The following is a 15,703-nucleotide window of genomic DNA, read 5'->3' as shown; positions in this document are numbered from 1 at the left end:
ATACCGCCCGAGCGCGTCGCCGAAGCGGGTCTTCGTTCAGCCGTTGCAGCGCAATGCCCGCGCGTTGCTCTGTTGCCCACGTTTGGATGCCCGTTACCACAGCGGTTGCGTGCGACTGAAGCTCAGCGCCGAACACATGACTGCGTTGCCGGAGTTCTTCCGAGCCATACCCGACCCACGTCGCGCGCAAGGCCGGCGTCACCCGCTGGCCAGCGTGTTGGCGATCGCCACCGCCGCGGTGCTGTGCGGGGCGCGCGGTTACCAGGCCCCGCAGCCAGACCTGATCCTGCTCTAGCATGGCAAAGGCAACGATTAATACCTGGCATCCTCAATCAATGAAGTTCAAAGCAATCGTTACCAGTGCGTTCGCCATATCCGCCTTGGGCGTGTCCGCCGCCAGCGGCGTCGCCAGCGCCAACGCATACGATTTCGGCACCAAGGACACCTGTCAGGTCGTCTCCTGCGGCGGTCAGGCTTCCGGCTATATCATTCCGGTTCCGAACGGCGCCGGCGCCCAGGACTTCGCCATGACCGACCTCACCCCGGTCAAGGTGGAACGGATGGAGAGCACCGAGATCGCAGCCATGGAAACCGGTTACGGCAGCGGTCATTCGACCTCGAGCCAGGTCCCCGAAGGTAGCACCCTCTACGACTGGGCGAGGCTGCAATGATCCGGCACTCAATGGCGTGTCCGTAACACGCATTCGGAAAGCCCGGCAGGATCTGCCGGGCTTTCTTGTTTCGTAACCGCCAATCCGATTGCAGCTACACGAGCAGTCTACAATCTGTCGCTACCCGGTCCATCTCTTTCCCGAATCACGTTCCTGGCCTGCACGGGTTCACTGCTCGAACCGCGACAGTCCAAACCGGGGCCTGGCCCACCAGGCCGGATCGCCCCGTGTCGGACACCCCCAAGGCATCGGAAAAACTTTTTTGTTCCCGCCGGTCATCCAATCCGCGTATGGGCACGTAGTACCTAGCGAGACCGCAAATCAACCAGCGAATCCATCGAGAGGGTTCAATGGTCCGGGGTCAGATCCTCTGACTTCAGCAGCGGATTCCAGGGCTAAATAGATTTCCTACGAGGAGAGTAACCGATGAAGATCAAAGCAATCATTACCCGTACGTTCGCCATCTCCGCCTTGGGCGTGTCTGGCGTTGCCAGCGCCAACGCATACGATTTCGGCACCAAGGACACCTGCCAGGTCGTTTCCTGCGGCGGTCAGGCTTCCGGCTATATCATTCCGGTTCCGAGCGGCGCCGGCGCCCAGGACTTCGCCATGACCGACCTCACCCCGGTCAAGGTGGAACCGATCGAGAGTACGGAAATTGCTGCAATGGAAACCGGGTCCGGCAACGGTCATTCGACCTCGAGCCAGGTTCCCGAAGGCAGCACCCTCTACGACTGGGCCCGCCTTCAGTAACCAACATAACCAGTCCCTTTTAAGACCAACAGGCAACTAAAGGGACTCACGCACCTGTCATTCGAGAGCCCGGTAAGACCTACCGGGCTTTTTTGGGTGCGAACGCACATCTAGGAGACGAAACCGGGCCCTTTGACCGAACACCGCACAAGGGGATCGACCTCAAGTGGTGCCATGAGACGGCTGTGTGGCAATCGGGTCGGGCCGGGTACCCGGAGATTTGATTCCGTGAAGGGTGACGTAAAGCACCGGAACCACGATCATGGTTAACACCGTTCCAAACGCCAGCCCCGACATGATGGTGATCGCCATACTGGTCCAGAAGACATCCTGTAGCAGGGGGATGACGCCGAGCACGGTGGTCGCAGCCGCCAGGGCTACGGGTCGCACGCGGGACACGGCCGCCTGTACGACGGACTCATATCGTTCGAGTCCTTGGTCGAGATTCAGGTTGACCTCATCCAGCAGCACGATGGAGTTCTTGATCATCATGCCCACGAGACTCATCCCGCCGAGCAGGGCCATGAAACCGAAGGGCGTATTGGTGCTCAGCAGTCCGGCGGTGATCCCGATCAGCGCCAGCGGTATGGCCAGAAGGATGACCAGCGGTGGGCGATAGGCATTGAACAGGCCGATCAGGATGGTGACCACGATCGCCATCGCGGGGACGATCCCAGGCACCAGCGCGGCGCCGGAATTCTGCTCATCCTCGGTGATGCCGCCCCATTCGAGTGTATAACCCTCGGGCAGCGGGACCGCGAACAGCTTTTCCTGCACGTCGTTACGCAGGTCGCTCATCAGTGCCCCTTGCCGTGGATTGGCCTGGATCTTGACTGTACGTCTCCGGTCGCGCCTGTTGATCACCGGGTCTTCCCACCGGGTGACCACATTGTCGGTGACCTGCGAGACCGGTATCGTGTCGGTCGCCATCAGCGGCTTGATCTGCAGCCCCGGGATACCGCCGACGTTGCGGCGTTCCCCCTCGCCGTGTCGCAGTACGATGGGGATCAGGTCGTCGCCCTCCCGGTACAGGCCGATCTGCACACCGTCGAAGGCTCGCTTGGTCGTGTGGGCCAGGTCCTCCCTGGTGACCGCAGCCCATCGACCCTGTTCCATGTTGTATTCCGGAACCAGCTTCTGCACACGGTTGCGCCAGTCGGTTCGCGCGTAACCGGCATAGGGACTGGCGCTGACGATCTCTTCGAGCTGCCGTGAAATGCGACGCAGCACGTCCGGGTCCGCGATAGCGGGGCCGCTCAGGCGCAATTCGAACTCCCAGGTCTTGCCGGGACCCACCGTGAACTTGCGCAGCGGTACGATGGCGTTGGGAAAGTTGTCGATCAGCCAGGGGTTGAGATCCGCGAAGATCTGGTCTATCTCCCGGAAGTCCCCGACGGCCACGATCAGTTGTCCGTACGACGCGTTGGGATCTTCCGAGGTGACCGGCAGATAGAAACGCGGCGGTCCGCCACCGATGTAGGCTGCGGCGCTCTCTATGCGTTCATCCGCGAGCAGGTGGTCCTCTATCCGGGAAACGTTCTCCACTACCGTCTCGATGCGTGTCCCCTGCGGCGCCCAGTAATCGACCATAAACTTGGCCATACTGGCTGACGGGAAGAACATCTGCTGCACCATGCCGAACCCGATGACCGCGAGCAACAGCAACCCCACCATGATCCCAAGCGTCACCCAGCGCGCCCGGATGGCGCCTTCGAGAAATCCGCGAAACTTTCGGAAAAACGCGCCGGCATAGGGATCACCCGCGCCCGCCTTTGGGTCCGGGATCATGTAGATGCACTGCAACGGCGTCAGCGTCACCGAGATCACCCAGCTAAACAGCAGCGAGATGCCCACCACCTCGAACAGGGACTTGCAGTACTCCCCGGTGCTCTCCTGCGACGCATAGATCGGATAGAAGGCCATCACGGCGATGACGGTGGCGCCCAGCAACGGGATGGCAGGCTGCGTCGCCGCCTCGATCGCCGCCTCGGTGCGGTCCATGCCCTTCTGCAGTCGCACCACCATCCCGTCGGCCACCACGATGGCATTGTCCACCATCATGCCCAGTGCGATGACCAGCGCACCCAGCGACATACGTTGCAGGTCGATTCCCAGCAGGGCCATGACGATGAAGGTACCGAGCACGGTCAGAATGAGCGCGGTGCCGATGATCACCCCCATGCGCCAGCCCATGAACAGCGCCAGGACGACGAGCACGATCGCCACGGCCTCGGCGAAGCTGACCACAAAGCTGTTGATCGCCGATGATACCGCTTCCGACTGCCAGGCGATCTTGGCGATCTCCAGCCCGACGGGGAACTGGGGGGCCAGCTCATCGAGGCGAGCGTCGATGTTCCGTCCCACATCGACGATGTTCGCCCCGGACACATTGGTGATCGACAGCCCGATCGCGGGAAGACCGTTGTACCTGACGACATAGGTCGGGGGGTCGACGTAGCCGCGCTCGATGTCGCCGATGGCCTCGATACGGGTCAGCTCCGTGGGTTCGAAGATCTTGGTATCGAACTTCTCCTGATTCTGCAGGGCGTCGATCAGGCTGGGACGGATCGCCAGACCGGCGATATCGGCTGGATCGGCAAAGGTGCCGGAGGGCGCGATGCGGTAGCGCAGTTCGTCCAGATTGACGCCACCGCCGTCCACGACCATGTTCTGATTCTGCACCGTGTTGGCGATGCTCTCGTCACTCAGACCCAGTTGCGAGAGCTGCGACTTCGACACATCCAGGTAGACGCGTTTTTGCTGCACACCGACCAGATCGACGCGCGCCACCCCCTCCACCAGGACCAGTTCCTTGCGCAGGCGTTTGGCGGCCTCCTCCAGTTCGGCGTAACTGTACCCGTCGCCGAACAGCGCGAGCTGGAAGCCGAATACGTCGCCGTAGTCGTCGTTGACCTGGGGGACACCGACACCCGGCGGCAGGCTACCCTCGGCCTTCATGACCTTGCGGCGCATCTCATCCCACACCTGCGGCAGATCTTCCGACCAGTAATCGGGCAGGATCTCGACCTTGACGAAAGAGATGCCAGGCCAGGAATAGGACTCCACCCACTTGAGCTGCTTGAGTTCCTGGATCGCCTGCTCGATCCGGTCCGACACCTCCAGTTCGACCTCGGTAGGGCTCGCGCCGGGATAGGTCGTGGTGATCACGGCGGTCTTGACCGTGAACTCCGGGTCTTCGAGCTGCCCCAGGTTGGTGAACGCGGCCAGGCCGCCCACCAGGATCAGTAGATTCAGAAAGAAGGTAAGCGCCTGCTTTTCGACGGCGAATCTGGCCAGTCCCATGGCTTACTCCCCCCTGCCTTCCAGAATTCGGACCTCCTGGCCCTCCTTGAGGTAGTTCACCCCGGCGGTCACCACCCACTCTCCGGGTTTCAGGCCCTGTTCAACGACCACCCCGCTGTCCGACAGGGTCATCGCTTCCACCTCGCGCCGATGCACCGTGTTGCTCTGCTCATCGACCACCCAGACGTAACTCGCTTCGCCCGTGTCAGGCGAGAACACCGCGCTCGGCGGCACGGTGAGCCCCTCCTGTTCCACCATCTCCTTAGGCAGGTTCAACTCGCCGGTGGCCCTGCCGGCCATTCCGGCCAGGATCCTGACACCCTCCGGTTGTTCCATCATCAGCGTCACCCGGTAGGTGCGCGTGGTCTGCGAGGCCTCCTTGCTGACCTCGAAGATCTCGGCGGGGATGGAGCGATTCGGGAATGCGTCATAGATGACTTCGACCTTCTCGATGTAGGGCACGAACGAGATCCATTTCTCCGGGAGGTCCATGTCGAACTTGATCTGGCGGTTATCGAGCAGGCGCGCGATCTGTTCGTTGGGCTGTACCGTCTGGAAGTTCTCCACATAGGTCTTGGTGATCGTGCCGTCGAAGGGTGCCCTGAGGTTGGTGTAGTCCAGGCGGTCCCGGGAGGCGTCCACCTCGGCCTCCAGCGAAGCGATACCCGCGCGCGCCTTGTCCTGGGCCTCGCGCTTGCGTACCACCGCCACCTCGCTGGTGGCCCCGGGGTCTTCCTTGAAGATCCGCAACTCCCGCTGATACTCACTGATCGCCCGCCGGAGTTCGGCCTTCTGATTGTCCAGGCGCCCCTGGGTATTGCGTAGTTCCACCTCGTAGTCCCGCGGATCGATGCGCGCGATGAGATCCCCCTGGGCAACCTGGTCTCCGACGTTGACGGGGCGCTCGATCAGCGGTCCGCCCACCCGGAACGAGAGGTCCACTTCCTGGGCGGCGCGCGCCTTGCCCGGGACATAGCTGTTGTCCAGGGTCTCGAGTTCACCGACCTTCATGGCCTTGACAGGGCGGACCGGTTCGACCCGTTCGGCTTCCTGCTTTTCACATCCGCCCGTCAGGACGAGAAAACATAGGGTTGCGGCGATACCGGCGGAACGCAATACGCGCGCAAAATAATGCGGGGATTCGACCATCTATGTCTTCCTGATCTCGTTGTTCGGGAACCGCTTGTGGGTGGATTGTAGCCAATCGGACGTTTCCCTGCCCGCGCCGCAAGAGTGATAAACTCCACCCGCAGGCGATCCACTCGCAAGTTCCCAACGTCAGCACCGACAGGTCTCACCAAACCATGACGAACGGAAAACCAAACGATGACGAACGGAAGGAAGGACCGCTCGGCCAGAACACCCATCGCACAACTGCGGCGCGCGCTCGATCGGGGTAAACCGAAACGGCTCCGGCACATCCTGCGCGAGACGCATCCCGCCAAGGCCGCCGCGATTCTCGAATCGCTTCCCGTCGATCAGCGGCGAGCGGTATGGCGCGCAGTGGATTCCAGGACACGGACCGGAATCGGCGCTTACCTTCCGTCGAACCTCTTGCCGGAACTCGATGACAAGCCGCTGCCGACTCTCCCGGAGGAGGATACCAAACCTGAAGGCATGACCGAACTCGAGTCGCTCCGCGAGGCGCTGGAACAGGACCGGCCGGAGCGCATCCGGGATTTGTTACAGGGAGCTCACGCCGGCAAGATCGCTGCGCTTCTCGAGGCGCTGCCGTCCTCGGAACGCGGTGCCGTCTGGGCGTTGCTTGGCAAGGAAACCGCCGGGAAAGTTCTGGTCCACCTCCACGAGACGGTGCGTCGCGGGCTGGTCGAGCGGACACCGATGCCCGACCTGATCGCCACCGTCTCAGGCATGGAACTCGACGACCTCGTCGACCTGATCCAGGACCTCTCGGCGTCAACGGGTCGCGCCCTGCTACAGGCGCTGGACGAGGAGAAGGCCAGAAACATCCGGCTGATGCTTTCCTATCCGGAGGACAGCGCCGGCGGGCTCATGAACACCGACTTCATCTCGGTGCGCGCGGACGTTACGCTGAACGCGGTACTGCGCTATTTGAGACTGTTCGAGGAGCTGCCGGACCATACCGACAAGCTGATGGTCGTCGACCTGGACGGCCACTACCGCGGAGTGTTGCGCATCAAGCGCCTGCTCACCACGCAACCCGGGAAACGCGTGGAGTCCATCATGGAAACGGACTTCGAACCCGTTCCCGTTGACCTGCCGGTTCATGACATCGCCATGCGTTTCGAGGATGAAGACCTGATCTCCGTGCCGGTCACCGGCGAGGACGGTATGCTGCGCGGCCGCATCACGATCGACGACGTGGTCGACGTGATTCGCGACGAGGCCGATCGCACCATCATGGGCGCGGCCGGCCTGGGAACCGAGGAAGACATGTTCGCGCCGGTGCTGACCAACGCACGCCGTCGCGCGCTCTGGCTTGGCATCAACCTGGTGACCGCCTTCCTGGCGGCCTGGGTCATCGGACTGTTCGAGGGGACGCTGCAGAAGATCGTCGCTCTGGCCGTGCTCATGCCGATCGTCGCCAGTATGGGGGGCATCGCCGGTAGTCAGACGCTCACACTGATGATTCGCGGCATGGCGCTCGGCAACATACAGAAGGGCAATACCGCACTGGTACTGTTCAAGGAAATCGGGATCGGCATCCTCAACGGCCTGCTCTGGGCGCTGGTGGTGGGTGCACTCGCCTGGGTCTGGTTCGGAAACGCGGAAATCGGTGGCATCATCGCGATCGCGATCCTGCTGAACCTGATCTGCGCATCTCTTGCCGGAGTCACGATACCGTTGAGCCTGCGCTGGATGGGCATCGACCCTGCCCTGGCCGGCAGCGTCGTGTTGACGACGGTCACCGACGTCGTCGGATTCCTCGCCTTTCTCGGACTCGCCACCCTGCTGCTGCTCTAGCGCACCCACAGTTTCGACTCGTTCCTACTCCCGATTGTCCGGTATACCCCGGGAACCGGTTCCCCGATTTTCCTTTTTCGGCGTACGTGGTATTTTTCTTCTTTTTCGGGACGCAAATTCACCCTGCCCGGCTTGAGTGGGTGTTCTTGCGACTTACCAACGGAGGAACCATGAGTCAGAAGTCCCCACGCCACACAGGTGTCCTGGGTATCGGGGAGTCGGCGCAGATCGGCGAGCCCCGCCCCTCGACTGCTGCGGCCAGCAAGGTCGAACTCGGGCTTGCCAGAAGACTACTCGAACGACTCGATTGCGACGACGTGGATCTGGTCCTGTGGGACGACCAGAGAATCAGCCTTGGCACGAAAAATCCCGCGATCACGGTCCACCTGCGCGAGCGCGGTTGTCTCTATCGCCTGCTCGCGAACCCCGACCTGCACTTCGGTGACGACTACACCGCGGGTCGGATCACGGTCGAGGGTTCCCTGCTCGATCTCCTCGTCGAGGTCGGAAGAAGCCGGCGCGTCCGGACGGGCTCCGGACTCCTGCAGGCCTTCCATGCGCGATGGGTGAACCGCCCGAGTCCGAATTCGCTCAAGGGTTCGCGAGAGAACATTCATCACCACTACGATATCGGCAACGCGTTCTACCGGCTCTGGCTGGACAAGCGCATGGTGTACACCTGTGCCTATTTCCCCACGCCGGAAACAGGGCTCGAAGCCGCACAGGTCGCCAAATTCGATCACATCTCACGAAAACTGCGGCTGCGCCCGGGCGAGACGGTGGTCGAGGCCGGCTGCGGCTGGGGGGCGCTCGCCTTCCACATGGCCGAACGCTACGGCGTCAAGGTCCGCGCCTACAACATCTCGCGCGAGCAGATCGCCTACGCGCGGGAGCGGATCCGGGCTGCCGGGCTCGAAGACCGCGTGGAATACGTGCAGGACGACTACCGCAACATCGAGGGGACCTACGATGTCTTCGTGTCCGTCGGCATGCTGGAGCACGTGGGCACCAAGCAGTATCCCGAACTTGGATCCATTATCGACCGGGTACTGAAACCGCAAGGCAGGGGACTGATCCACAGCATCGGTCGCAACCGTGCCATTCCATTCAACGCCTGGACCGAGCGGCGGATCTTCCCCGGGGCCTACCCGCCGACGCTCGCCGAATGCAACCGCATCTTCGAGGACAGCGACCTTTCGGTGCTCGACGTGGAAAACCTTCGCCTGCACTACGCGAAGACACTGGAGCACTGGCTCGAGCGATACGAGGCCGACGTCGACACGGTCCGGGAGATGTTCGACGAGGTCTTCGTACGCGCCTGGCGGCTCTACCTCTCGGGGTCTATCGCGGCCTTCCTGGCGGGAAACCTGCAACTGTTCCAGATCGTCTTCACGCGGGGGGGTAACAACGATATCCCCTGGACACGCGAACACGTCTACCTCTCGGAGCAAGGCATTGGAGACCGTTGAGGTCCTGATCGTCGGCGGCGGTCCGGCCGGCTCGACCTGCGCCTGGCAACTGTCCCGCCGCGGCATCGACTGCCTGGTGCTGGACAAGGCCCCGTTTCCGCGCACCAAGCTGTGCGCCGGTTGGATCACCCCCGAAGTGGTCGAAGACCTGGAACTCGCCGACTATCCACGCGGACTGCTGACCTTCGAGCGGATTCACGTGCACGCCAAGGGGCTGGGGTTTGCCCTGCGCGGTCCGCAGCATTCGATCCGGCGCTACGAGTTCGACGCCTGGCTCCTGGAACGGTCCGGCGCGCCGGTACACACCCACGAGGTTCGCCGGATCCGCCGGGAAGCCGGCTGGTACATCGTCGACGACACCTGGCGGACCCGTTACCTCGTCGGCGCGGGCGGCACCCGCTGCCCGGTGTACCGTGCGTTGTTTCGCGAGGCGAACCCGCGGGTCAAGGAACTGCAGGCAGCCACACTCGAGCACGAATTCCCGTTTGAGTGGAAGGAGGGGAATTGCCACCTCTGGTTCTTCGACAAGGGGCTCCCGGGCTATTCCTGGTACGTCCCGAAGACCGGAGGGCACCTGAATCTGGGCATCGGCGCCGCATCCGAGCGACTCAAACCCGGCGGTCGGAACATCAAGGTGCACTGGGAAGGTTTTCTCGACAAGTTGCGACGTCGCGGCGTCATCAACGGGGCAGAGCCGAAGCCCCGAGGGTACAGTTATTTCCTCCGCGGACCGGTCGAGGTCGTTCGTCGGGACAGTGCCTTCATTACGGGTGACGCGGCCGGGCTCGCTACGCGTGACATGTGCGAGGGGATCGGTCCCGCAGTCAAGAGCGGGATGATGGCCGCACGGGCGATCGCCGACGGCGCCACCTATCGGCTCGACGGCATCGACCGCCACAGCCTGGGCAATCCGCTGGCGGCCCGACTGCTGGACCACGCGTTCACGAAAAGCAAGGGGTGAAACCGGTCTCCGAGATGAGGCCCTTTCTCTGTGCGGTATTCATCCCGGCCCTGCTGTGCAGCGCGTGCAGCCGAACGCCGCAAATCACGCCACTGTCCGACGACGCGGTCATCGTGGCATTCGGCGACAGCCTGACGCAGGGGATCGGCGCCGACGACGAACACGCCTACCCCGAACTCCTTCAGAAAAGGATCGGGGTTACCGTGGTCAACGAAGGGATCTCGGGAGAGATTACCGCCGCAGGGCTGGCAAGGTTACCAGGCGTGCTCGCCGCCCACAATCCCGATCTCGTCATCCTGCTGCATGGCGGGAACGACATACTGCGTAAACTACCCCGCGGCGAAACACGCGAAAACCTGCAGTCGATGATCGATCAGATTCGGGACAGTGGTGCGGACGTCGTACTGATCGGGGTTCCCGAGTTCAATTTCTTCACGGATACCGCCCCGATCTACCGTGAGCTGGCGGAAGCCAACGCGCTACCCGCGCAACTCGAGATCCTCGCACGGCTCGAAAGAAAACCGCGGTACAAATCCGACGGCGTTCATCTCAACAATGACGGTTACGCCAAGCTGGCCGGCGCGATCCACGAATTGATAGCGGACGCCGGAGCGCTCTGAGCAGACCGTCCGGGCCCGCACCGCTCAATCCAGGTGCCGACCGGGAATCCTGGCCTCCCCTGGGGGATCCCTGAAAAGCAGAAAAGGCGATCGGTTCCGCATCCGTATGTCATGCGTCACGTGATTTCCTGCGGGTGTCGATTCACGCCCATTCATCTGTATCGCCGGAAACAGGCGGATGCCGGTTCCAGCTTTCAATATGGTGGTCCCAACACCTTGGTTCAGCGTCGCCTCGAGGTGGTACTTGGCGCTTATGAAGGTGGTGGGTTCAGCGATGGCTCCCCCGAGCTATTTCGGCTGCTGGCGGACGCGGCACTCCTTGAAGTTCCCATGAGAGAGATTGAATGTGCGGGGCGTGCTTATAACATGCCGCTGGTTCCGACCGCCCACACGCTGGCGCACGGGGCGGCACAGCGGCGGTGGTAGTGCAAATGAGGTAGCAAACTGGTCATTGGGATGAGAATCGTGGCGGCTTGTAGCCGAACAGCAGGCCGTATGCCATGTCCGCTGTAGAGGAACGCGCATAGATGATCTGGCACTGACTGTCAGATCGGGTCTGAGCTAATACAGATCATGACACTCATCAGACTTAGGCGATTGCCGGAAAATGACATACCAGATCGCGCCGGATTTTCGTTCGTCATCAAGACGCGACAACAGGCGCATAGTCGAACTATGTCACTGTTGTCGCAACACAGAGGACGGACGACAAAGACAAGCAGGATGGTATGTCATTTGACAGAAATTGCCTTAGAACTTGGTGGATGGGTTATGTGAATTTTCTTGGTCTAGGAGCCGGTCATACAAACATAGGCGTAAAATAAGCCCATTTTACCGACAGGTTCCTTCGAGAACGCCGAGGAAAGAGTCAGTTTTCGCCCGAATCTTTACGCCTGACCCACGCTCAGCGAGCTAGGCTCCAACCCGTGGTTTCCCACCATGAGCAGGGAGGGGGTGTCGTAATAGAAAATCCCCGTGCCCGGCGGGGAGAGCGAAGCGAGGGGCTGGGTCAGGGTGGGGGGCCTAGACGAATCTGGCGCCTGCAGCGCTCGATTTTGTGTATTCGGCCGGACTCAGGGGCTTTTGCGACACTCTTTGGAGGGGAAAGGTATTGCTCTGAGTGCCTTTCCGTTCGCTCCAACACGACGGAATCGGGGCACTCGGGGTCCTCCGAGACTCCGATAGTGAACGATCAGTTCACAGGCCAGGAGATCTACTTTCGACCTGTCGAACAACACCATTACCGCGGCGGTAACACCGAATGGGCGTCTGTTCCGTTGGCCCGCGGCTCGGTTGGTCTGCCCCGAACATAGCCCGAATGGCCAGGATCGCACACAAAGAAGATTTCGGTCATACCTACTCGCAGGGGTAGGAATGACGCATCGCCTGTGCAACCAGCGCGCTTCCGCTCAGATCCATCCAGGCGTCGTTCAACTTCAGGTAGGACTGGAGGGCGCCAGACACACTCGCCATCCGAGCTTCTCCGTCCGGCAAGCAGTACATGCGTGCATCGGGATTCGAGGATGCCACGAGGTCGTGCATCTCAATCATGCCGAGCAGAAACCCCATGCAGTGGACCGAAGACAGCAGCCCGGCATTCGACGCGGTGTCGGATAGACGGCCCTATTCCGAAGACGAACTGCAAGTGACACCCTGCCGCCATGACATCCATGCTTCGACTCATCTAAAGCCAAATAAAGGTATTTGATCGAACGCTCGATCGATCGGGATAGCCGCCGATCGCCACGGCACGTCAGGGTTCAGTCCAGCCGCGCCGAATTTCGTCAGACGCCAACCGTTTGGCGAGTCCGTTACAACGTGTGGCGGAACATACGAGTAGCGTTGGGGGTGCGAGTTGTTCGTCTTCATCACCTCCATTGCCTCCATTGCCGCTGCCGGTCCGCCAACCGCCAGCAGCTTTTTGTGTCGCTCCACAAGCCTCGGCTCCGCAGACGCCACTGATCGCTCAATGTCGACCTCTCATCGGGAAGGCCGCATCATGTGGCGTCGCGCCGTTATATATTCGATTCTGTGGATTGACCTCCATACTCCCACAACTTCCGCCGTCGGGAAGGTACTGCTCAACGGCGGTTTTTCAATCCTGCGACCCGTCCGGACAGGAACATCAAAGCGCAGCAACGAACCCCTGCGGTACGTTGCGCAAACACGACGTGGGTGCAATGCGCATCGGGTTTCGAAAGGACCCCCGATTCCCATTCTGGCGTGGTGGTCCTATTGGGTATTCGTCCACGAGGGACTACAATCGATCATAGCCTTCCCGAGCCGGGGGAGATTAGGCTGGGTGTGAAAGTGGCGTTCCGTGCCGCCGGCGTCGGCCTATTCGCCTTCCGTCGGCTCTATCAATCTCGCGCTCAACATCTGGTCGACCACGATTTCCATTTCATTCCTGTCTTCGCCGGTTTTTGTCCGCCGGGACTTCACCTGCAGTTTGCCGGTGACCGTGATGGGATCACCCTTGCGCAGATCCCGCATAGCTTCAGCAATCTTCCCGAACCCGAGAATGGTAAACCAGCGATTCTGTCTCTTCCCGTCATCCCTGCAACCGTGACAGACGATCGAGCCGGAGGCGATTGATTGCCCGGACGGCGTACCGATTGATTCCGCTTCATGATCGACAAATCCATAGGCACTGAAAAAAATCGACATGTCATCTACACCTTCGTAGCAGCCTGAGATCAGGAAGCCATACTTCAAGACAGCTTGGGTAGCACTCTAGTCACGCACGCATTCCATGCGTCGCCGAAACATGACACATGGTGGAATTGACTGACGAATGGTGTGATGCAATCAGGAAGGTCTCACTCGTGGACGGCGGTGTCCGCACACCATAGAGAGGTACAGATACAAAACAAGGTCGAGGGCATCATGTATGACGGTCGTGAACCCGGCGATCGGTTCTCGAATCGTATGTTTCAGCCGTCGACACGGTCCCTCGTGATAGAGCAACCCTCAAGCATAACTTTTGCAGATCCGGTACAGCGCCTCGATGGCATCGCGATCTGCAGCAAAACGGCAGTGCACCTCGCGCTGGCGCTCGAAGTACTTTCCCGTTTCCCGTGCTCCGATGGCCTCGGTGGCCAGCCAGACGGGTGTGCTGGCAGCCTGATCCGGTGTCTCGTGACCGCCGAATCCAAGGTCGCGGCTCAGGGCGGACACCACGTCGCCGGGGTGACAGGCGTTGACCGTTACCTGCGTTCCCTCGAATTGCTCGGCGAAAGCGACCGACAGCATCCGGTCAGCCTGCTTCGACTGTCGGTATACCGCGTCGTTGTCGTAATGCCGGCGCTCAAACTCGAGATCCGTCAGATCCAGTCCCCCGGCCCAGTAACTCGCCACATTGACGATACGTGCCGGTGCCGAGTTGATCAGGTGGTCTCTGAATGCGGCCACCATCCAGTAATAACCGAGCACGTTGGTGGCAAACTGGCGCTCGATACCTTCAGGGGTCTCTTCCCGCCGGCGCGGTGTCGTCGCGGCACTATTGACCAGCACATGAACGGGGCCGTTCCAGCGCTCGGCCAGGGCTGCGATGGAACTGCGCCGCGACAGATCGACAAGCTCATGACGAACCTTTCCGCTGCACACCAGGCGCCGAATATCCGCGACCGCTGCTTGCGCCCTCGATGGGTCGCGGCAGATCAGCACGACCTCATAGCCCGGAATCGCGGCGATATTTCGTGCAATCGCCTTTCCGATGGCGCCGGTCGCCCCAGTGACCAGGGCGACGGTACGGGAGTTGGAAGGGGGTATTGGATTCTTCGGGGCGGCCATGTTGTGTCAGTTGGTTAAAAGCTGCAGTCTGGACTTCATCGAAATCTGGAACGATTCTACTGCCGAAGTTACCCAGGCCGAGGCGCGCAGCGCATTCGCGCACTCCGCAGTGCTCGTGTTGACCGGGTGAAGTTCAATCGAAAGGCACCACTCGTCGCCCGCTTCCCACCTTCGGTCGGCATCGCCACACCACACGCGACGGAACATGCAACTATGACAGTGCGAGCTGATTCATCATCTCCTCCTCTATTGCCGCCGGCGGTTCACCAATCGTCGGCGGCTTTTTAATGCCAAGTCTCGGGCGTTTGGCCTATTCTTCATAGACATTCATGTTCCGCATTCGTAGTCGCCATGATCAGGCACCAAAAGACTGGGATGAACGGATGTACACCCTCGCGGCCGATCTGACCCTGCTGATCCACGTCGCCTATGTCGTTTTCGTCATTGGCGGCCAGGTATTGATTTTCGCGGGTTGGGCGCTCGGTTGGAACTGGACCCGTAATCGCACGTTCCGCTGGTTACACCTGGCGGCGATCGGGCTTGTCGCTTGGGAAGCCTGGACCGGCGCCGACTGTCCGTTGACGCTACTGGAGAATTATTGGCGCAGGTTGGCCGGATTGTCGGACTATCCGGACAGCTTCATCGCGCACTGGACGCACCGCTATCTGTACTACTCCATCCCCGAGTGGGTGTTCATTCTTGCTTATTCCCTCTTTGCCCTTCTGATATTGATCACATTCATCGCCTACCCGCCACGTAAACCCGATTGTTCTCTTCACCACCCTGCAGACCACACTTCGCGCCGATGATGGTATGTCGATGCGCGACTGACCTCATCGGCGCTGGCAAATATATCGGACCTTGTCAGGATTCGCGACTTTCTGGTGGATACCGCGCTGCCACGTGGTTGTCCCCGGTATCTACAGGATGCTAACGATTCTCCCAGGCGATCGTAACTTCTCAATAAGTCGGGGCAACGAGATCAACAAGCTACGAAATTGAGTTAGAATCTGCTGTAAGCTTCTTGCCTAGTAGCGCGTCCCATAAGTCCTGCTCGCTTCTTCGGCAATACAAGACCTGCGTAATCAAGAAGAAATAAACCCGTAAATGCACTATAATCCGTGTTACACAGCAGGGATATGGCTGCATTATACTATTAATGGGTTTATTGCAAGACGGAGGCGCAGG

The 15,703-nt window shown here is 60.8% G+C and carries 13 protein-coding genes; 8 read left to right on the top strand and 5 right to left on the bottom strand.

Going from position 1 to position 15,703, the window contains the following annotated elements:
- The 3 genes from LJE91_10740 to LJE91_10730 all read left to right on the top strand — a co-directional run.
- Positions 1-295 (top strand): transposase family protein (locus tag LJE91_10740; protein MCG6869169.1); only part of this gene is annotated, 295 nt, incomplete at its 5' end.
- 40 nt (positions 296-335) lie between these two features.
- Complete coding sequence (locus LJE91_10735) at positions 336-671, top strand: hypothetical protein (GenBank protein MCG6869168.1); 336 nt, start codon at positions 336-338, stop codon at positions 669-671.
- Between the two features lie 426 nt (positions 672-1,097).
- The gene (locus LJE91_10730) at positions 1,098-1,424 is read left to right on the top strand and encodes a hypothetical protein (GenBank protein ID MCG6869167.1); all 327 of its coding nucleotides are present in this window, start codon (positions 1,098-1,100) and stop codon (positions 1,422-1,424) included.
- 162 nt (positions 1,425-1,586) lie between these two features.
- Here LJE91_10730 and LJE91_10725 read toward each other — a convergent pair whose 3' ends face one another.
- Both LJE91_10725 and LJE91_10720 read right to left on the bottom strand, forming a co-directional pair.
- Entirely contained in the window at positions 1,587-4,727 is a 3,141-nt protein-coding gene (locus tag LJE91_10725; protein MCG6869166.1) for an efflux RND transporter permease subunit, read from the bottom strand.
- Between the two features lie 3 nt (positions 4,728-4,730).
- Entirely contained in the window at positions 4,731-5,876 is a 1,146-nt protein-coding gene (locus tag LJE91_10720) for an efflux RND transporter periplasmic adaptor subunit (GenBank protein MCG6869165.1), read from the bottom strand.
- A 177-nt stretch (positions 5,877-6,053) separates the two neighbouring features.
- Here LJE91_10720 and mgtE point away from each other — a divergent pair, with 177 nt between their 5' ends.
- The 4 genes from mgtE (at position 6,054) to LJE91_10700 (ending at position 10,723) form a co-directional block, all read left to right on the top strand.
- The gene (mgtE, locus tag LJE91_10715; GenBank protein ID MCG6869164.1) at positions 6,054-7,673 is read left to right on the top strand and encodes a magnesium transporter; all 1,620 of its coding nucleotides are present in this window, start codon (positions 6,054-6,056) and stop codon (positions 7,671-7,673) included.
- Between the two features lie 170 nt (positions 7,674-7,843).
- Entirely contained in the window at positions 7,844-9,142 is a 1,299-nt protein-coding gene (locus LJE91_10710) for a cyclopropane-fatty-acyl-phospholipid synthase family protein (protein MCG6869163.1), read from the top strand.
- Positions 9,129-10,103 (top strand): NAD(P)/FAD-dependent oxidoreductase, encoded by a 975-nt coding sequence (locus LJE91_10705; GenBank protein MCG6869162.1) that lies wholly within the window; start codon positions 9,129-9,131, stop codon positions 10,101-10,103. Before LJE91_10710 ends, LJE91_10705 begins: the two co-directional genes overlap by 14 nt.
- Entirely contained in the window at positions 10,100-10,723 is a 624-nt protein-coding gene (locus LJE91_10700; protein ID MCG6869161.1) for an arylesterase, read from the top strand. The genes LJE91_10705 and LJE91_10700 overlap by 4 nt, the downstream gene beginning before the upstream one ends.
- Before the next feature lie 1,356 nt (positions 10,724-12,079).
- Here the strand turns inward: LJE91_10700 and LJE91_10695 are convergent.
- The 3 genes from LJE91_10695 to LJE91_10685 form a co-directional block, all read right to left on the bottom strand.
- A complete protein-coding gene (locus LJE91_10695; protein MCG6869160.1) occupies positions 12,080-12,310 on the bottom strand; it encodes a hypothetical protein in 231 nt (76 codons plus the stop codon).
- A gap of 750 nt (positions 12,311-13,060) precedes the next feature.
- Positions 13,061-13,438, bottom strand: coding sequence for a single-stranded DNA-binding protein (locus tag LJE91_10690; protein MCG6869159.1), 378 nt, complete (start codon positions 13,436-13,438; stop codon positions 13,061-13,063).
- 255 nt (positions 13,439-13,693) lie between these two features.
- Entirely contained in the window at positions 13,694-14,515 is an 822-nt protein-coding gene (locus LJE91_10685; protein ID MCG6869158.1) for an SDR family NAD(P)-dependent oxidoreductase, read from the bottom strand.
- A gap of 329 nt (positions 14,516-14,844) precedes the next feature.
- Here LJE91_10685 and LJE91_10680 point away from each other — a divergent pair, with 329 nt between their 5' ends.
- Positions 14,845-15,324 carry a DUF2784 domain-containing protein gene (locus LJE91_10680; GenBank protein MCG6869157.1) on the top strand — a complete coding sequence of 160 codons (480 nt, stop codon included), beginning with the start codon at positions 14,845-14,847 and terminating at the stop codon, positions 15,322-15,324.
- Positions 15,325-15,703 lie beyond the last annotated feature (379 nt).

Source organism: Gammaproteobacteria bacterium, from assembly GCA_022340215.1.
Lineage (GTDB): Bacteria > Pseudomonadota > Gammaproteobacteria > JAJDOJ01 > JAJDOJ01 > JAJDOJ01.
The sequence above is the reverse complement of the archived record's forward strand: the minus strand, read 5'-3'. Positions and strand labels throughout refer to the sequence as shown.